The sequence below is a fragment of the Bradyrhizobium sp. AZCC 2230 genome (assembly GCF_036924495.1).
GTDB classification, from domain to species: Bacteria; Pseudomonadota; Alphaproteobacteria; order Rhizobiales; family Xanthobacteraceae; genus Bradyrhizobium; species Bradyrhizobium rifense.
Genome location: NZ_JAZHRS010000001.1, coordinates 7415351 through 7433938 on the forward strand (window position 1 = coordinate 7415351; position 18588 = coordinate 7433938).

Sequence of the window (18588 nt, forward strand, 5' to 3'; positions counted from 1 at the left end):
TCGCTTTGCCGACCCTACGGCACCTTCATCTCCGCCCGAACAGCTTCTCCACATCGGCGAGCTTCAGCTCGACATAGGTTGGCCGGCCGTGATTGCACTGGCCGGAGTTCGGCGTCTCCTCCATCTCGCGGAGCAGCGCGTTCATCTCTTCCGGCCGCAGCCTTCGGCCCGCGCGTACCGAGCCGTGGCAGGCCATGGTGGCGGCGACGTGCATCAGGCGGCGCTCCAGCGGCAGCGCCTCGTCCCATTCGGCCATGTGCTCGGAGAGATCGCGCAACAGCCCGCCGGCATTGGTCTTGCCCAGCAGTGACGGCGTCTCGCGCACCGCGACCGCACCGGGGCCGAAGGATTCGATGGCAAGGCCAAACGAGCCAAGCTCGTCGGTGCGTTCGAGCAGTCGCTCCACCGTGGCCTCGTCCATCTCGACGATCTCGGGGATCAGGAGGATCTGCCGCTGCACGCCGTTTTCGGCGAGCGAGGCTTTCAACCGCTCGTAGACGATGCGCTCATGCGCGGCGTGCTGGTCGACGATGATGAGACCGTCGCGGGTCTGCGAGACGATATAGGTCTCGTGGAGCTGCGTCCGCGCAGCACCAAGCGGACGGTCGACGAGATCGGCAACGGGTTGCGGGTCGAACCGCACGTCGGCACTCGGTGCGCCGACATTGAACGCAGCCTGCGCACGCTCGGCGAAGGCGGGCGCCGCCGCGCCGTCGAATGACGGCATCGGCGCGGATGGCGAAGCTCGCCAGTCCCAGCTTGCGGGGCGCGGCGGCGTGAAGGCCGAGCGGAACGACGACAGCGCGCTCTCGCCGCTGTTGGCGGCGGTGCGCCGGCCCTCGCGGGCAAGGCCTTCCTTCAGCCCGTGCACGATCAGCGCACGCACGAGGCCGGCGTTGCGGAAGCGCACCTCGGTCTTGGCCGGATGCACGTTGGCGTCGACCTCCCGTGGATCCAGCGTGACGAACAGCGCCAGCACCGGATGCCGGTCGCGCGGCAGATAGTCGGCATAAGCCCCGCGCACAGCGCCGAGGATCAGCTTGTCGCGCACCGGACGGCCGTTGACGAAGAGATATTGCCCGAGCGCGTTGGCCTTGGTCAGCGCGGGCGCGGCCGCATAGCCTGCGACGACGACGCCCTCGCGCTCGGCGTGGACCTCGAAGGCATGGCTGCGGAACTCCGCGCCGAGGATGTCGCCGAGCCGCGTCAGGCGCCCGGCGGCGCCGGGCAGCGCCGCGGCCCAGGTCACCGGCGCGCGCTCCTCGCCCGCGAGCGTGAAGGCGACATCGGGTCGCGCCATGGCGAGGCGCCTCACGATTTCGCGGATCGCTTCCGCCTCGGTACGGTCGGTCTTGAGAAATTTCAGCCGTGCCGGCGTCGCGTAGAAGAGGTCGTTGACCTCGACGCGGGTGCCGTGCGCGAGCGCGGCCGGCATGATCTCGGATTTCTCGCCGCCTTCGACAGTGAGCGCCCAGGCATGCGGCTCGCTGGCATGCCGCGTGGTGATGGAGAGCCGCGCGACCGAGCCGATCGAGGGCAGCGCCTCGCCGCGGAACCCGAGGGTGCGGATCTGGAGCAAATCCTCGTCGTCGAGCTTGGACGTGGCATGGCGCTCGACTGCAAGCGCGAGATCCTTCGCCGTCATGCCACTGCCGTCATCGGTGATGCCGATCCGCCGCCGCCCGCCGCCATCGGTGAAGACGTCGATCCGGCTCGCGCCGGCATCGATCGCGTTCTCGACGAGTTCCTTGACCACGCTGGCCGGGCGCTCGACCACCTCGCCGGCGGCGATTCGGTTGACGACCTGCTCTGGCAGCTGACGGACGGGCATGAACGTGATCTGGGCTCGATCTGGGATTCGCTGGGTGCGCTATTCTATGCCGTGTTGCGTCAAAAGCATGCACCAAGCAACAGGATCGTGGCCGTCTGGGGAGAAGTGTGGACTATCGTCTTGAAGCCATTGGACGTTCGAGCAAATCGCGCGTCGGCCGTGGTCCTCGCTCAGTCTTGATTGTGAGGTGCCGGGCCGCGGTGTAGCATCGTGAAAAAACGGCAACAGGACGGGAGGACGCCATGTGCCATCTCTTCGCGCACCAGCCCCAACGCGACTATGAATCCCAGACCCGTAGCTTGCGGATCGGCGGGCACTGCACCTCGATCCGGCTGGAAATGGCGTTCTGGGACACGCTGGAGGAGATCGCGGCCAAGGAGAGCATGAGCCTCGGCAAGTTCCTGACCACGCTCTACAACGAGGTGCTCGACCACCACGGCGAGGTCAACAATTTCGCCTCGCTGCTGCGGTGTTCATGCCTGATCTATCGTTCCAGGAGCGTGGCGCAGGTGCAGGAGTTCAAGGCGACTGTTGCGCCGATTCTGGACGCGGCCGAATAGCTGGCTAAGCGCGAGCCCGAATCCACATTCTCGATGTCGTCCCGGCGAACGCCGGGACCCATACCGCGGAATCCATCGAGTGTGGTTGATCGGCGTACCGAACGACCAATCTTCGTCACACTTCTCCCTGTGGTTATGGGTCCCGGCTTTCGCCGGGACGACACCTGAGTGCGGAGACGCAATCTCTCCTCAAGTCGTCCCGTGTGACGACGATCAAATCTCCCTCTTCTGCATCGCCCCCGCAATGTAATCCGCCTGCCGGATTGCGAGTGCGACAATGGTCAGCGTCGGGTTGCAGGCTGCGCCGCTGGTGAACTGGCTGCCGTCGGAGACGAACAAATTCTTGACGTCGTGGCTCTGACCGAACTTGTTGACGACGCCGTCGCGCGGCTTCTCGCTCATCCGGTTGGAGCCGAGATTGTGCGTGCTTGGATAAGGCGGCGTCGGATAGGTCACGGTCGCGCCGACCGCGTCATAGACCGCCGCACCCTGCTTGTAGGCGTGAGCCCGCATCGCGAGGTCGTTGGGATGATCGTCGTAATGCACGCTCGCCACCGGCTGGCCGAACTTGTCCTTCACGGTTGGATCAAGCGTGATGCGATTGGTCTCCTGCGGCATGTCCTCGCCGACCAGCCACATGCCGGCCATCCGCGGATAGCCGTCGATCGCAGCGGTGAACGGCCGGCCCCATGAGCCGGGATTGAGGAACGCGGCCATGAAGGGCAGTCCGAGCGACAGCGTCTCCATCTCATAGCCGCCGACGAAGCCGCGTTTCGGATTGTTAGGCGCCTCGTCGCGGATAATGCCGGCCATGGTGGTGCCGCGATACATGTGCACCGACTTCTCGAACACGCCGTAGACGCTGCCGGTCATGTGGCGCATGTAGTTGCGGCCGACCTGGCCGCTCGAGTTGCCGAGGCCATCGGGGAACATGCTGGACGCGCTGTTGAGCAGCAGCCGCGGGCTCTCGATCGAATTGCCTGCGACCGCGACGATCCGCGCCTTCTGGCGTTGCATTGCCCCGGTCTCGTCGGCATAGACCACGCCGATGACCTTGCCGCTCGCGTCGTGCTCGATCTTGACCACCATGCTGCCGGGGCGGACCTCCAGATTTCCGGTCGACTCGCCCTTGGGGATCTCGGTGTAGAGCGTCGACCATTTCGCGCCGGATTTGCAGCCCTGGAAGCAGAAGCCGATCTGCTGGCAGGACCCGCGTCCGTCGCGCGGCTGGCTGTTGATCGCCATGTTGCCGGTGTGCACGGTCTTGTAGCCGAGCTTCTTCGCACCGGCCTCCAGCACCCGGAAATTGTTGTTGCCGGGAAGTCCGGGAATGCCGTTGGTGCGGGTCACGCCCATCTTGTTCTCGGCCTTGGCGTACCATGGCTCCATCTCGGCGAGCGTCACCGGCCAGTCCAAAAGATTTGCACCGGGAATGTTGCCGTAGGTGCTCTTGATCCTGAACTCGTGCTCGTCGAAGCGCAGCGAGGCGCCGGCCCAGTGGATCGTCGAGCCGCCGACCGCCTTGACGATCCAGGCGGGCAGGCCCGAAAAATCCTTGGCGACGCGCCACGTTCCCGACGTGGTGCGGGCATCGGTCCATGCGAGCTGCGTGAAGCTGTCCCATTCGTCGTTGATGAAGTCCTGATTCTCGATGCGCGGACCGGCCTCGAGGATGACGACCTTGACGCCCTTCTGCGCGAGCTCGTTGCCCAGCGTGCCGCCGCCGGCGCCGGAGCCGACGATCACCACAACGCTGTTATCGTTCAGATCGAATTTTGCCATATGCGTTCTCCTGAACCGTTGGGTGGCCTTAAGCTTTCGGCAGCCAGTCGATGTCGGCAAAGCCGCGGTTGATGTAGCCGCCGTGCTCGGCGGAGGAGCCCTCGTAGCCGAACCGCGGCCAGACTTCTTTCTGGTTGTAGAGGGAGACGACGAGGTCGCCGCGCACCTTCTGGAAGAAGTCGCTTTGCTCGATCTCCTTCAGGAGCACCACGCGATCGGCTTCCCAGGGCACTTCGGCATAGGGTGCCTTGTGCCGATCCCTCGCGTTCTGATCGAGCCTGGCGATGCCGTCGCTGATGAGAGCCTTGACGGAGGCGTCCTTCGCCGCCTTGTCGTCCCACGGCTTGATCGCGGCGATGTAGTAGCTGTCGCCGAGAACGTCGTGCGGATAGATGTCGCGCGCGACCTTCAGCAGCGTCTTCATCGTCGCGGGCGAAAGTGTGCCGGCCTCATCGGCCCAGGCGTCCTCGATACTGGCACTGAGGCTGGTCGCGACAGCCACGACCGGCACGGCGGTTGCCGCGCCCTTGAGAAAGACACGGCGGCTGTGCTTGCTTCGACGATCGACTTCTCTCATGGGTTCCTCCGTACATTTTTTGGATTTTATGTTTTGGTTAGTTGAAGCGTCCGCCCCGCTGGATCACTTCGATCTTGTAGCCATCGGGATCGCTGACGAAGAAGAAGCGCGCCAGCGTCTTGCCGTCGTGCTTGAAGTCGCGCAGCGGCCCCGGTGCGAGCTGCTCGCGTGCGAAGCGGGCATGCTCGGCATCGAGATCCTCGACCACCACGGCGAGATGGCCGTAGCCGTCGCCGAGCTGGTATAGTTCCTTGCGATCGAAATTGACCGTCAGCTCGACCTCGAAAGGTGAGGAGGGATGACGCAGATAGATCAGCGCAAAGTCTGAAAACTTCAGATGATCTGTGACTTCGAGGCCGAAAGCGCGCTGGTAGAAGTCGAGCGAACGCGCTTCATCGAGCACGCGGATCATGGAATGGACAGGCTTGGCCATTCAGTTCAGTTCCTTGAGATAGGCGATGATGGCGGCGCGCGTCTCCGGCTTACCCTGGCGATAGGCCATGATCACGCCGGGAATGACGGCTTGCGGATTCGTCAGCCAGGCATCGAGCCTGGATTCGTCCCAGGTGAAATCTGCTTTCGCGAGGCTGTCAGAGTAATGAAAGCCCTCGATCTTGCCGGCGGTCCGCCCCACGATCTTCACCAGCGGCGGACCCTGCCGCATCGGTTCCGACAGATTGGTAGTATGGCACACCGCGCATTGCTGCTTGAACAGCGTCGCACCATCCGGCGGCTTCGCGGCCGGCAATGGCATCTGCGCGTCAGCAACACGCGCCATCAGCACCATCGCGGTGCACAATCCCAGCATGACTGCGCGCATCGCCAAGACTCGCCTATCCACGTCACATTCAGCGTGCGCAAACTCTAGGCGGCGCAAAACATGCGGTGGTAGTAGCGGGCTGTTTCGGTGCGAGCAGAGACGCTTGTGACGCGCGTTGTTCCGCGCTGCCGCATATGCGGAGCACAATTCCGCGAAACCGCCGTCAAATCCCTAAACGATCACCACACGAGGCGGATTGCATCGCGGTCGCGCCGTTCGAGCTCTCAGCGCGATGAACTGGTCCGGCTCAGGCGGACGGCGCATCAAGCCGCCGAACCGATCATCGCGAAGATCCAGGAGAAATGGATGAAGTTGGTGAAGACCTCTGCAATCGCATGCGCCCTCTCGGCCCTCATTGTGACACCCGTTCTCGCGCAAGGTACGTCGTCTGGCGCCAGGCCTGGCGGCACCGTGCAAAGCAAACCCATGCAAGGCAGCACGATGGGCAGCGGCGACGAGGAGATGAGCGCCCAGCCGGGCGTGGCGGGCGAGACGACGGGCATGAAGCCGACGAAGGGCACCAGGGGCACGGTTGGCACCACAGGCAGTGCTGCGCACAAAGGGACCGCCGACGATTCGGCGACGGGCGGTGCAGCCATGGGCAAGCGCTACTAGCCAATGGAGTGAAACGGCAGAACTCCGGTCGCCCTGCGGCCGGAGTTCTTTTGCTGTGCCTGCTAGAGCGTTTTCGAGCGAAGTGGATACCGGTTCGCGTCAAGAAAACGCGTCGAAACAAGAATCTAGAGCCCCGTTCCGATTCCATCGGAACGGGAAAGGCTCTAGTCGTCGAAACCGCGCCCGCGCTTGGACTTGACGTCGCTGCGGCGCTTCTTGCCGTCCAGCCGGCGTTGCTTGGAGGCAAAGGTCGGCCGCGTCGCGCGGCGCGGCGTCGGCCGGATCATGGCTTCGCTCAGGATCTCGACGAGTCGGTCGGTGGCGTCCTGCCGGTTACGTTCCTGGGTGCGGAAGCGCTGGGCGTGGATCACGATCACGCCGTCCTTGGTCATGCGCTGGCCGGCGATGCGGGCAAGCCGGATCGTCGCATCCTCCGGGATGGTCAGCTTGCGCGTGTCGAAGCGCAGCTGGGCCGAGGTCGACACCTTGTTGACGTTCTGCCCGCCCGGGCCGGAGGCGCGGACAAAGGCGATCTCGATGTCGTCCTCGTCGATGACGAGATCGCGGGATATCCGCAGCATGATGGCACCATTCGTGACGTCCGGACATATCGCGGACGCCCATTTTCGGCAATGGTGCATCTGGAAACGCAAATGGCCGGGCGAGCCCGGCCATTTCAGGAAACGTCAGGTGATGTCAGTTCGACTTGGTCGCCGGTGCGGCGGCCGGTTGTGCGGCGGCCTGCGGGGCGCGGCCGACGATGACGGTCAAAAGCCCCTGGCCCCAGAGCCGCTTGGCGGCGGCCTTGGCGTCGTCCAGCGTCACCGCGTCGACAATGCCGTTGCGCTTCTCGATATAGTCGATCGGCAGCTTGTCCTGCTGATATTGCAGCAGCGCCTGCGCGAGCTTGGAGGAGGTGTCGAGCGCCAGCATCTGCGAGCCCTTGAGGTAGGACTTGGCCTCGTCGAGCTCCTTCTGCGTCGGGCCCTCGTCGGCGATGCGGCGCACTTCCTTCTCGATGGCATCCATGGTGTCGCCGGCGCGGTCGGCACGGGTGCCGGTGTTGCCGATGAAGACCGCCGAATGCTCCATCCAGAGCAGCGATTCGAACACGGAATAGGCCAGCCCGCGCTTTTCGCGCACCTCGCGATAGAGCCGCGAGGACAGGCCCCCGCCGCCGAGGATATGGTTGACGACATAGGCCGCCATGAAGTTCGGATCGCTGCGCTTGACGCCGGGACCGCCAAAGGTGATCACGGTCTGCGGCACGTCGAGCGGTACGAAGGCGCGCTGCGGCGGCTTGGCTGCCTCGACGTCTGGGACCGGCGTCAGAGTGGCCTTGGCAGGCAGGCTGCCAAATGTGTGGTCGAGCAGCTTGCCGAGGGTGACCGGATCGACGTCGCCGACCACGGCGATCTTGAGCGTGTCCTTGGCAAGGTTGCGCCCGACGTAATCCTTCATGTCGGCAACCGTAATGGTCGGAACGCTCTCCAGCGTGCCGGTGGTCTGCTGCCCGTAAGGGTGATCGCCGAACGCCATCTCCAGGAATTTGCGGCTCGCGAGCGAGCTCGGGTTGGTGGTGTCGCGGCGCAGGCCCGAGATGACCTGCGAGCGGATGCGCTCGACGTCGGCGGTGTCGAAGTGCGGGGAGGTCAGCGATGAGCGCAACAGGTCGAAAGCCTCGTCCTTGTTGTCGCGGAGCATGCGCAGGCTGCCGCGGAAAGTATCGCGGGTCGCGCTGAAGGAAAGCTCGATGGCGCGGCGGTCGAGCCGCTCATGGAACGTCTTGGAGTCGAGATCACCGGAGCCCTCGTCGAGGAGGTCGCCGACCAGATTGGCGACGCCCGGCTTGTCCTTGGGATCCTGCGCCGAGCCGCCGGCAAAGGAATATTCCATGGCGATCAGCGGCACGGTCGCGTCCTGGACGAACCAGGCCTCGATACCGCCCGGCGAGACCAGGTGCTGGATCTTTGCTGCCGCCTGCGAGGGCGAGATCGAGGCAAGCGCGAGTGCCGCGCCGGTGGCGACGGACAGTGCGAACTGACGTGCACGAAGGAAGGGATGGGTCACGAACGCTTCTCCTCGCGCTTGGTAGCGGTGCTGGTGTCCTTGATCAGATAGCCGGTCACCGAGCGCTTCTTCTCGAGCCATCTTTGCGCGGCTTCACGGACCTGCTCGGCGGTGACGGCGCGGATGCGGTCCGGCCAGCTTCGGATGTCTTCGATCGACAGGCCCGTGGTCAGTGCGCCGCCATACCAGCGCGCCAGCACCGCCTGATTGTCCTGGGCGTAGATCGCCTCCGCGATGAGCTGGGTCTTGACCCGCTCGAGATCCTCGGCGCGGATCGGGTTCGCAATGACGTCCGCGATGACGCCGTCGATGACCTGCTCGATGTCTGCGAAGGCGACACCGGATTTCGGCGATGCCGAGACCATGAACTGGGTCGGGTCGAGCGAGGTGCTGGAATAGCTGGCGCTGGCGGAGACCGCGAGCGGCTTGTCGACGACGAGCGCGCGGTAGAGATAGGAGTTGCTGCCGCTACCCATCAACTGCGCCAGCACGTCGAGCGCGGCGCTCTCGCCGGCCGCGGCCGTCGTCGCCGAGGGCACCAGGTAAAAGCGGCGAAGGCTCGGCTGTTCGACGCGCGGGTCGGACAGCGTGACGGTGCGCGGTGCCGCCGGCTCCGGCTCCTGCGGGCGGATGCGCTGCGCGGGGATCGCGGGCTGGGCCGGGATCGGGCCGAAATTGCGTTCGACCAGCGGGCGCACGTCGGCGGCCTCGACGTCGCCGGCGATCACCAGGATCGCGTTGTTCGGCGCGTAGAAGCGGCGATAGAAGGCGAGTGCGTCCTCGCGATTGAGCTTCTCGATCTCCTGGTGCCAGCCGATCACCGGCCGGCCATAGGGATGGTTGAGGTAGAGCGCGGCCATGACCTGCTCGTTGAGGCGCGCGTCCGGGCTGTTGGCGACGCGCATGTTGTACTCTTCGAGCACGACGTCGCGCTCGGGCAACACATTCTCGTTCTTGAGGATCAGGCCGGTCATGCGGTCGGCCTCGAACTCCATCATGCTCGGCAATTGCTCGCGCGGCACGCGCTGGTAGTAGTTGGTGTAGTCGACCGAGGTCGAGGCGTTCTCGTTGCCGCCGACGCGGAGTACGGTCTGCGAGAATTCGCCGACCGGGTGCTTCTCCGTGCCCTTGAACATCAGATGCTCGAGGAAATGGGCGAGGCCGGATTTGCCCGGCGTCTCGTCGGCCGAACCGACCTTGTACCAGATCATCTCCGTGACCACGGGTGTGCGGTGGTCGGGGATCACCACGACCTGGAGGCCATTGCTGAGCGTGAAGCTGGCGGGCGGCGCAGACGTGACCGTCGTCTGGGCGTGTGCGCTGCCGACGGATAAAGCAGATGTCGAGAGCAGCGCGGCGAAGAGGCAGGCAACCGATCGGTGTGAGGACATCACGATCCTTGTGAAAGCCCGGACCCTGATGTCCGGGCGTGAAAGCACGGCATGCTACACCGCGCGGCTTTGAGCTTCGGGTCACGAAGCAGAGAACGCGGTCAAGTTGTACTTAAAAATAGGTCATCTGCCGCGTCCCGCCTACACCGGACGATTGCGGCGGGTCCACGCCTGCGTGCGATGGGCAAGGAGCCTATTGCTCCTTTTCCTTACCCGACCTGACGTCGAAATAGGTCCGCCGCGACTTATCCTCGCCGGTACCATAGGCATAGTTCGACGAAGGCGTCTGATATCCCGGCGGCGGCTCGGTCAGAGACTGGCGCGGCGGCTCGGCCGTGAATTGCTTGCTCTCGTCCTTGTTGTTCGAAAACATCTTGAACAGGCCGCCGGTGTAACCGAGCTCGGCCGGGCTCATCGTCGGGTGATTGGTGTTGGAGCCAGGCTGGATCGGATCATTGATGGTCTTGTCGGGGCCGGCCGTCCTGTGGGCGTCCAATTCGGCCGGCGACAGCGGGCGGGCGTTTTGCAAGTATTCCGCTTGCTTGTTGCCCGCCTTCTTCCGCGCAGCGATGGCCTCCTTGCGGCGCTTCTCGTCGGGATCCTTCGGCCAGTTCGGCGCGTCCTTGGCCTCAGCGCCGGCGGGCGGTGGCAGGTCGAGCTTGGGCGGCACCACCAGCGGCGAGCGCTCGCGGTACTCGATGCCCTTCTTTTCCATGCTCTTGCCGCCGAGGCCGGACATCAGATTGTCGATGAGCTTCTCTTCGAAGGTCATGTCGTCGTCATCGTCGCCATCGTCACCGGCGCGGACCGGGCCTGCCGACATGACGAGGCCGATGCCGAGGGCTGCGGCTGACAATTTCAGCGCCAGCCAAAATCCCCGCCGGGCGTCTCGGCCGATCGAACCGCTGGTCTCGGAGCTGCGCATGCCTGTACCTGTTCCATAATGTGGCAGTCTTGATGATGCCGGTCTTGCCGCGGCTCGCGCGACCACCCCTCGCCAAGCAAGGTTCCGCCTCCGGTCCGTATCGGCCGGGATCAGGGCGCTTTTGCGGCGGGTACCCCCAGGAAGGAATCATACAATAGGGCCGCGACCCCAGCAACGATGGCCACATCTGCCAGGTTGAAAACGTACCAATTATAGATATTTCCGCCGATTTCGATGTGGAACAGGGCGAAATCGACCACCGCGCCATACGCCAGGCGGTCGATGCCGTTGCCGATGGCGCCGCCGATGATCAGTCCCAGGGCCATCGTGGCGAGCCGGGTCTGCGACCGCGCCATCCAGATCGCGAGCGCAATCACCGCGATGACCTTCACCGCCATCAGCGCGAGCTGCGCGGCCTGACCGTCGTTCTGGAGCCAGCCGAAGCTGATCCCGATGTTCCAGGCCAGCACCAGGTCGAAGAACGGCGTCACCTTCACCACGCCGCGGCGGGCAAGGTCGAACCCGTTCAGCAGCCAGAGCTTTGAGGCCTGATCGGCCACGAGCGTGACCAATGCCGCGAGGATGCCGGCGCGGAGCGGGGTCATGGCAGGCCGATCAGACGCTCACGCCCAACGCCTTCCATTCGCGCAGCGCCTTGGCGTCGCGCGGGGTGACGTCGGGATATTCAGGGTCTTCCCCCACGGTCGGCGAGATCTTCCAGGAGCGCGCGCATTTGGTGCCGACGGCCTTCTCCACCACGACCGCGACGCCGGGCACGGCATCGAGACGGAACGCGGAAGCCGGCGCCTCGCCCTCACGCACCTCGTAGTTCGAGGTGATGCAGATCTCGGCGAGATCAGTGTCGAACAAGGTCGCCAGCATGTCGCGGTCGGCGACATAGATCACGGGCGAGGCCTCGAGCGAGGAGCCGATGTTCTTGGCGGCACGTTCAAGTTCGAGGGCGCCGGTGACGACGCGGCGGACGTTGCGGATGGTCTCCCACTTCGCGGCGAGCTTGTCGTCACGGAGCTTTTCGAGGCCTTCCGGGAACAGCGTCAAATGGATGGAAGGCGCGGTCTCCGGACGGAACATCCGCCAGGCTTCGTCGGTCGTGAAGCTCAGGATCGGGGCGAGCCATTTCAGGATCGCGTCGCACAGGATGTCAATCGTGGTGAGCGCCGCCTTGCGCGCCACCGAGGACGGCGGATCGCAATACAGCGTATCCTTCCGGATATCGAAGTAGAACGCCGACAGATCGGAGTTCATGAAGGCCGAGAGGCTTGCGACGACGGTCTTGTAGTCGAATGCGGCATAGGCCTTGCGGATGGTCTCGGCATGGCCGGCCAGTTCGTGCAGCATCAGCCGTTCGAGCTCGGGCATGTCGGCATGGGCGACCTTCTCGCTCGGCTTGAAGTGATGCAGCGTTCCAAGCATCCAGCGCGCCGTATTGCGCAGCTTGCGATAGGTCTCGATGGTGTTCTTCAGGATCTCCGGGCCGATGCGCTGGTCATCGGCATAGTCGGTGGCGCAGACCCACAGGCGCAGAATGTCCGCACCCGAATCCTTGATCACCTTCTGCGGCTCGACGGTATTGCCGAGCGACTTCGACATCTTGCGACCGTTCTCGTCGAGCGTGAAGCCGTGGGTGAGCACGACGTCGTAGGGTGCGCGGCCGCGCGTGCCGGCGCTTTCCAGCAGCGAGGAGTGGAACCAGCCGCGATGCTGATCGCTGCCTTCCAGATACATCACGGTGTCCTGGCCGCCGTCGATCTTGCGGACGATGTTGCCGAGCTGCGGGAAGTTTTGGCGATCCTCGAGCACGAAGGCGTGCGTGGAGCCGGAGTCGAACCAGACGTCGCAGATGTCGTCGACCTTCTTCCAGTCTTCGCTCGCGCGGGACCCGAGGAAGCGTTCGCGGGCGCCGTCCATGTACCAGGCGTCGGCGCCTTCCTCGACGAAGGCCTCGGTGATGCGCTGATTGATGATCTCGTCCTGCAGGATCTCGGCCGAGCCATCGCTGTTCTCGCGCACGAACACGGCGATCGGAACGCCCCAGGCGCGCTGACGCGAGATCACCCAGTCCGGACGGTTGGCTATCATGCCGTTGATGCGGTTCTCGCCCGACGGCGGCACCCACTGCGTCACCGAGATCGCATGCAGCGCGCGGGCGCGCAGCGTGTCGCCCTTCTTCGCATGGCCGTTCTCGCTGATGTCCTTGTCCATCGCGATGAACCATTGCGGCGTGTTGCGGAAGATCACCGGCTTCTTCGAGCGCCAGGAATGCGGATATTGGTGCTTGAGGCGGCCGCGCGCCAAGAGCTTGCCGGCCTCGATCAGCGCCTTGATCACGGCCTCGTTGGCGTCGCCCTTCTCGCCCTTGTCGTTGAGCACGCGCTTGCCGGTGAAGCCGGGGGCCTGCGCGGTGTAGGCGCCGTTCTCGTCGACGGTGTAGGGGATCGCGGTCGAGATGCCGCGTGCGTCGAGCTCGCGGGTATTGGCCGTCCAGACGTCGAAGTCTTCGCGGCCGTGGCTCGGCGCGGTGTGCACGAAGCCGGTGCCGGTATCGTCGGTGACATGCTCGCCGGCGAGCAGCGGCACGATGAACTCGTAACCGCCGTCGAGACCGCGCAAGGGATGGGCGCATTCGACTGCGTCCAGCGTGTCGCCGGGAATGTCGCGCACCTTCTCGAAGGCCGTAACGCGTGCCTGCTTGAAGACCTCTGCGGCCAGCGCGTCGGCCAGGATCAGGAGATCGCCGGTCTTCGCCCAATTGTCCGCTGCGGCCTCCGTCACCTTGTAGAGGCCGTAGGCGATCTTCGGCGAGAACGCGATCGCGCGGTTGCCGGGCAGCGTCCAGGGCGTGGTGGTCCAGATCACGATGCTTGCGGAAGCGAGCGCGCCATGCGCGGGCGAGGTGACCGGGAATTTCACCCAGACCATGTCGGAGGTATAATCCTCGTACTCGACCTCGGCTTCGGCGAGCGCGGTCTTCTCGACCACGCTCCACATCACCGGCTTGGAGCCGCGATACAGCGTGCCGTTGGCGGCGAACTTCATCAGCTCGCGGGCGATCTGCGCTTCGGCCGGGTAGCTCATCGTCTGATAGGGATGATCCCAGTCGCCGATGATGCCGAGCCGCTTGAACTCCTCGCGCTGCACGTTGATCCAGTGCGTCGCATAGGCACGGCACTCCTTGCGGAATGCCACCATCGCGGCGGAGTCGCGGAAATCGGGCTTCTGCTTGCCCTTCGAGCGGTAGTTCTCCTCTTCGATCTTCCACTCGATCGGCAGGCCGTGGCAGTCCCAGCCGGGCACGTAGTTGGAGTCGAAGCCAAGCATCTGCTGGCTCTTGGTTACGACGTCCTTGAGGATCTTGTTCAGCGCGTGCCCGATATGGATGTTGCCGTTGGCGTAGGGCGGTCCGTCATGCAGCACGAATTTGGCGCGTCCCTCGGCTTCCCGGCGCAGCTTGTCGTAGAGGCCGATGTCGTTCCAGTATTTCAGGATCTCCGGCTCGCGCTGCGGCAGGCCGGCGCGCATCGGGAATTCGGTCTGCGGCAGGAACAGGGTTTTCGAATAGTCTTTGACTTCGGAATTTTGGGACTTCTGCGGCTTTTCGGACATGAGGCTGACTGGCTCGGAATGGCGCGGGAACGGATGGCGATGCGGAATCGCGGGGTGAAACGACCAAATCCCGGTCTTGCGCCGAGCCTTTAGGCTCAGGCGGAAGCCGGGCCGCTAATCCCTATGATGCGCCGCGCAAACATGGGCTCTCCATAGCAGGGGGCCAAGGGAAGCGCAAAAGGTAGAAGCGCAAAGGTCCGGGCCGGCCCTGAGCCCTCAATCGACGGTCCCGAGCCGTGGAAACGCGTCCGGAGCTGCGGCCAGCATGGCGCGGGCGCGGGCGGAATCGTCGTCCATCTGGCGGATCAGGGCATCGATATCGTTGAATTTCAGCTCCTCGCGGATGAAGCCGACAAAGGCGCAGTCCAGCGCCTGCCCGTAAAGGTCGCCCTTGAAGTCGAACAGGAAGATTTCGAGCAGCGGCGCGCCATTATCAAAGGTCGGCCGACGGCCGAAGCTCGCCACCCCGTTCAGACGCTCAGGACCGCGGCCGACCCGCACGGCATAGATGCCGTGCTTCAGGCCGCAATTGGCATCGAGCCGGATGTTGGCGGTGGGATAGCCGAGGTCGCGGCCGCGCTTCTCGCCATGAATGACTTCGCCGGTGATGAACCAGGGCGCGCCCAGCATGGTGGTGGCCTCGTCGAGCTGCCCCTCGGCGAGTGCGATCCGGATCGCACTGGAGGAGACCGGCCGCTCGTCGATATCGACATGCGGCTGTACGTCGACCTCGATGCCCAGCCGGGGGGCCTCGTTGACCAAAAGGCCGGGCGAGCCGACGCGTCCTTTGCCGAAATGGAAGTCGTAGCCGACCGCGATGCCGCTGACGCCGAGGCGCCCGATCAGCTCATGGTGAATGAAGTCCTGCGCGGTGGTCCCGGCGCGCGCCTTGTCGAAGGTCATGACCACGGCACCGGCAAGCCCGGTCCCGGCCAGAAGCCGCAGCTTGGCGCGTTCGTCCGTCAGGCGAAATTGCGGGGTGTTGGGGCTGAAAAACCGGCGCGGATGCGGCTCGAAGGTCAGCGCCAGCGCAGGGCGGCCATGCAGTCGGCCCATTTCCAGGGCTGCGGCGATGACAGCCCGGTGGCCCAGATGGACCCCGTCGAAATTGCCCATGGCGACCACCGCCCCCTTCAGGATCGCGGAATCCGGCGTGGTATCGCGGATAACGGTAAATTGCGGAGCCATCAGGGGAATTCTCGAGCCGGCGGGACCGGCCGGGACCGTGGCGTGACCCGGCCGATGAAGTCAAGCGGGAGGGGAGGGCCCCACTGAACACGATTCAATCTTTCGAAGGCCGCCCCAGTTAACGCGCTGTTTAACGCCTTGGTGCTAGTCCTTGAAACGTGGAACCGCGGGCTACGGCCCGGCAGGTCCGATTGTAATGTTTCCTGGGTTTGCGTTGGGGGAGTCGAGATGGCGGTTGATTTGTCGATGTCGGTTCTGGTGGTGGACGACTACAGCACCATGATCCGTATCATCAGGAATCTCCTGAAGCAGCTTGGCTTCGAGAATATCGATGATGCCAGCGACGGTTCGGCAGCGCTGAACAAGATGCGCGGCAAGAAGTACGGGCTCGTGATTTCCGATTGGAACATGGAGCCGATGACGGGTTACGACCTGCTGCGCGAAGTGCGGGCAGATCCCAACCTCGCCACCACGCCGTTCATCATGATCACGGCGGAATCGAAGACCGAGAACGTGATCGCGGCCAAGAAGGCCGGCGTGAACAACTACATCGTCAAGCCGTTCAATGCGGCGACGCTGAAGACCAAGATCGAGGCGGTCTTCCCGGATATGGCGAGCGCGTAAGCGCGCGATCAAGCCATCCTGAATTTGGAAAGCCCGGGCGCTCGTCCCGGGCTTTCTGCGTTGCTCACCACTTCAATTCGCGCATCAGCGCCTTCGGCGGGTGGCCGAACAATTCCGTCACTGACTTGGGATCGAGCTGGTCGAGGCCCTCGAACTCCTCGGCATGGATGCCGCGGGTGACGAACAGGCAGTCGATGCCGAATTCACGCGCCCCGGTCAGGTCGGTGCGGACGGAATCGCCGATCGCCAGCACCTTTTTCCGGTCGATCGGGTGGCCCTGGCGTTCGCCGGCCAGCCGCATCGCGCGCTCGTAGATCGGCCGGTGCGGCTTGCCGTAGAAGATCACCTCGCCGCCAAGCTCGCGGTACAACTCGGCAATCGCGCCGGCGCAATAGATCAGCCGATCGCCGCGCTCGACCACGATATCGGGGTTGGCGCAGACCAGAGGCAGCTTGCGCTCGCGCGCCTTCAGCATCATGCCGCGATAGTCTTCCGCGGTCTCGGTCTCGTCGTCGTAGAGACCGGTGCAGACGATGTAGTCGGCCTCTTCGAGAGGCGCGGTCTTCGCATCGAGGCCGCGATAGATCGAGTTGTCGCGCTCCGGGCCGAGCCAGAACATTTTTCGTCCGGGGTGCTCGGCGACATAGAGCCGCGTCAGATCGCCCGAGGAGACGATCGCGTCATAGGTCTCGTCGGCGACACCGAGCTTGCGCAATTGCCGCTGCACGGAGTCGGCCGGGCGCGGCGCGTTGGTGATCAGGATCACCGTACCGCCATGGCTGCGATAGGTGTGCAGCGCCTCGCAGGCCTCGGGGAAGGATTCCAGTCCGTTATGGACGACGCCCCAGATGTCGCTGAGCACGACGTCGACCCCGCCCACGAGCTCGCGCAGGCTTTGGGCGAAATGCAGCGTGGTCATGATGCGTGCGGCCGATCAGATGCGGCGCGCCAGCGCCGCGTTGCCGGTGATGCGCGATGACGGGGCGGCAGGCGCCGCAGCTGATGTTGCGCTTGGGCTGGGTGTTCCGGAGCCATTGGATCCCTGAATGTCCTGCGTCGGGTTCGACGCGGCCCCGCCGGTAGCAGATGCCCCCTCGGGCCGCAATGGCCGGGGCGGCGCGAACAAAAAGCCCTGGCCGAACCGCACGTCATAGTCGAGCAGGTCGACCACCGCGCGCTCGCCCTCGATCCGCTCCGCGATCAAATCGATGCCGAAGCGGCCGAGCAGGTCGGACAGGTCGGAGGGGTGAATGTCCGAGGTCGACGCCTGCTTCGGGTCGAGCAGGAGCGAAGCCGGGACCTTGATGAAGCGCACGCCGCGGTCGGCGAGCTCGCGCGGCTCGATCCGCAAGTCGGTGACATGGTCGATCGAGAAACGGAAGCCGCGCTGCGCGAGCGCCGCGAGATTCTCGGTCTCTGCGGGGCCGAGGCCGCGGAAGGTCGACTGCTTGAACTCCAGCACCAGCGATGGCGCGAGCGCCCGGTTGGCCTCGAGGAAGTCGAGGCATTGCGCGAAGGTGGTGGAATTGCCGAGCGTCGAGGCCGCGACGTTGCAGAACACACCGACATCCTTGTTGCGCACCATCAGCCGGCGCAATACCTGGACGCAGCGCAGCAACACCATGTTGTCGATGCGTCCGATCAGCCCGGAGGCCTCGGCGATGCTGATGAACTCTTCCGCAGCAATCAGCTGCTCGCGCTCGTCGCGCACCCGGGTCACGGCCTCGTAGAAGCGGACCTTGCGCTGCGGCAGCGTCACCATCGGCTGCAGGAAGATGTCGATGCGGTTCTCGTCGATGGCGTTGCGCAGCGTCGTCAGCATCTGGGTCTGGTTGCGGCCGTTGACCGTCGAAACGGCATTGCCGGTCTGGGTCTGGGCGACCGGAGGCTTTGGCCGCGGCGGCGACGCGGGAAGTGGGGGAGGCGCGGCCGACCGCTCCTCGAAGGGCGCAATCAGGTCAAACGGCGCTTCCGGCTCCAGCCTGGCGACCGGAGCGGGGGCCGGCGCCGGCGCGTGACCGGCGAGCAGGTCCTCATGGGTCGACACCGTGGCGGCAAGCTGCCTGACCAGCCCACCGAGCTCGTTGATCTCGCCGACCACCGACTGGACACGATCGGAATTGGTCGAATTGGACGAGGCGATGCGGCCCTCGATCGCGGCGAGCCGGCGGCCGAACTCGGCCACCTGGCGGGCGAGGTCGGCGGTGCCGCGGGAGAGGTCGGCGATCTGGCCGCCGACGTCGCTGCGGTCGCGCAGCCGCATCGAGACCGCGTTGTAGAGGATCAGGAAGGTCAACGCGGTCAGCGCCACGATCGCGGATTCGGTTCCGCTGATGCCGGCGACCGCGTAGAGCACGAGCCCGAGCGAGGCCGCGACCAGAACCATGCAGATGGCGATGAAGATCGTCGAAATGCGAATCATGCCGCGCGTTACGCCTCAAGAGCTGACTGCCTCACCCGGGAAAACACGGGCTGCAATTCGCACCCGTCGTGCCTCATGCTCCCCAAGCCGCGTCACCCTAACATCATTGTTGATTCGAGGGGATAGCGGCCTCGTTCAGACTCATGTCAGGCCAGCCCG

Annotated in this window: 17 protein-coding genes; 3 read left to right on the top strand and 14 right to left on the bottom strand. The window is 64.8% G+C overall.

From position 1 onward, the window contains the following. Positions 1-25: 25 nt before the first annotated feature. Positions 26-1831, bottom strand: a complete 1806-nt coding sequence (gene mutL, locus V1280_RS35395) for a DNA mismatch repair endonuclease MutL (RefSeq protein ID WP_334535271.1) — start codon at positions 1829-1831, stop codon at positions 26-28. A gap of 242 nt (positions 1832-2073) precedes the next feature. Here mutL and V1280_RS35400 point away from each other — a divergent pair, with 242 nt between their 5' ends. Continuing rightward, a complete protein-coding gene (locus V1280_RS35400; RefSeq protein WP_148777622.1) occupies positions 2074-2391 on the top strand; it encodes a ribbon-helix-helix domain-containing protein in 318 nt (105 codons plus the stop codon). Between the two features lie 213 nt (positions 2392-2604). Here the strand turns inward: V1280_RS35400 and V1280_RS35405 are convergent, their stop codons facing one another. The 4 genes from V1280_RS35405 to V1280_RS35420 are packed head-to-tail and all read right to left on the bottom strand — an operon-like array spanning position 2605 to position 5570. Beyond that, the gene (locus tag V1280_RS35405; RefSeq protein WP_334535272.1) at positions 2605-4173 is read right to left on the bottom strand and encodes a GMC family oxidoreductase; all 1569 of its coding nucleotides are present in this window, start codon (positions 4171-4173) and stop codon (positions 2605-2607) included. Positions 4174-4201: 28 nt separating this feature from the next. Then, positions 4202-4750 carry a gluconate 2-dehydrogenase subunit 3 family protein gene (locus tag V1280_RS35410; protein WP_334535273.1) on the bottom strand — a complete coding sequence of 183 codons (549 nt, stop codon included), beginning with the start codon at positions 4748-4750 and terminating at the stop codon, positions 4202-4204. A 37-nt stretch (positions 4751-4787) separates the two neighbouring features. Beyond that, a complete protein-coding gene (locus V1280_RS35415) occupies positions 4788-5183 on the bottom strand; it encodes a VOC family protein (protein WP_334535274.1) in 396 nt (131 codons plus the stop codon). Next, entirely contained in the window at positions 5184-5570 is a 387-nt protein-coding gene (locus tag V1280_RS35420) for a c-type cytochrome (protein ID WP_334535275.1), read from the bottom strand. 306 nt (positions 5571-5876) lie between these two features. On the opposite strand from V1280_RS35420, the gene V1280_RS35425 reads away from it, so the two are divergent. Then, positions 5877-6185, top strand: coding sequence for a hypothetical protein (locus tag V1280_RS35425; RefSeq protein WP_334535276.1), 309 nt, complete (start codon positions 5877-5879; stop codon positions 6183-6185). A gap of 164 nt (positions 6186-6349) precedes the next feature. Here V1280_RS35425 and arfB read toward each other — a convergent pair whose 3' ends face one another. The 7 genes from arfB to V1280_RS35460 all read right to left on the bottom strand — a co-directional run bounded on the left by arfB (position 6350) and on the right by V1280_RS35460 (position 15383). Next, entirely contained in the window at positions 6350-6766 is a 417-nt protein-coding gene (gene arfB, locus V1280_RS35430) for an alternative ribosome rescue aminoacyl-tRNA hydrolase ArfB (RefSeq protein WP_334535277.1), read from the bottom strand. Positions 6767-6881: 115 nt separating this feature from the next. Continuing rightward, a complete protein-coding gene (locus V1280_RS35435; RefSeq protein ID WP_334535278.1) occupies positions 6882-8255 on the bottom strand; it encodes a M16 family metallopeptidase in 1374 nt (457 codons plus the stop codon). Continuing rightward, positions 8252-9646: a M16 family metallopeptidase gene (locus tag V1280_RS35440; RefSeq protein WP_334535279.1), complete on the bottom strand. Its 1395-nt coding sequence runs from the start codon at positions 9644-9646 to the stop codon at positions 8252-8254. The genes V1280_RS35435 and V1280_RS35440 overlap by 4 nt, the downstream gene beginning before the upstream one ends. 193 nt (positions 9647-9839) lie before the next feature. Then, a complete protein-coding gene (locus V1280_RS35445) occupies positions 9840-10571 on the bottom strand; it encodes a hypothetical protein (RefSeq protein WP_334535280.1) in 732 nt (243 codons plus the stop codon). A gap of 110 nt (positions 10572-10681) precedes the next feature. After that, positions 10682-11176, bottom strand: a complete 495-nt coding sequence (gene lspA / locus V1280_RS35450) for a signal peptidase II (RefSeq protein WP_334535281.1) — start codon at positions 11174-11176, stop codon at positions 10682-10684. 10 nt (positions 11177-11186) lie between these two features. Beyond that, positions 11187-14195: an isoleucine--tRNA ligase gene (gene ileS, locus V1280_RS35455; RefSeq protein ID WP_334535282.1), complete on the bottom strand. Its 3009-nt coding sequence runs from the start codon at positions 14193-14195 to the stop codon at positions 11187-11189. A gap of 216 nt (positions 14196-14411) precedes the next feature. Further along, entirely contained in the window at positions 14412-15383 is a 972-nt protein-coding gene (locus V1280_RS35460) for a bifunctional riboflavin kinase/FAD synthetase (protein ID WP_334535283.1), read from the bottom strand. A 228-nt stretch (positions 15384-15611) separates the two neighbouring features. On the opposite strand from V1280_RS35460, the gene V1280_RS35465 reads away from it, so the two are divergent. Then, the gene (locus V1280_RS35465; protein WP_007596883.1) at positions 15612-16007 is read left to right on the top strand and encodes a response regulator; all 396 of its coding nucleotides are present in this window, start codon (positions 15612-15614) and stop codon (positions 16005-16007) included. A 64-nt stretch (positions 16008-16071) separates the two neighbouring features. Here the strand turns inward: V1280_RS35465 and V1280_RS35470 are convergent, their stop codons facing one another. Beyond that, on the bottom strand, positions 16072-16926 hold the full coding sequence (locus tag V1280_RS35470; RefSeq protein WP_334535284.1) for a TIGR01459 family HAD-type hydrolase: 855 nt from the start codon (positions 16924-16926) through the stop codon (positions 16072-16074). 15 nt (positions 16927-16941) lie between these two features. After that, on the bottom strand, positions 16942-18429 hold the full coding sequence (locus V1280_RS35475) for an EAL domain-containing protein (RefSeq protein ID WP_334535286.1): 1488 nt from the start codon (positions 18427-18429) through the stop codon (positions 16942-16944). Positions 18430-18588 lie beyond the last annotated feature (159 nt).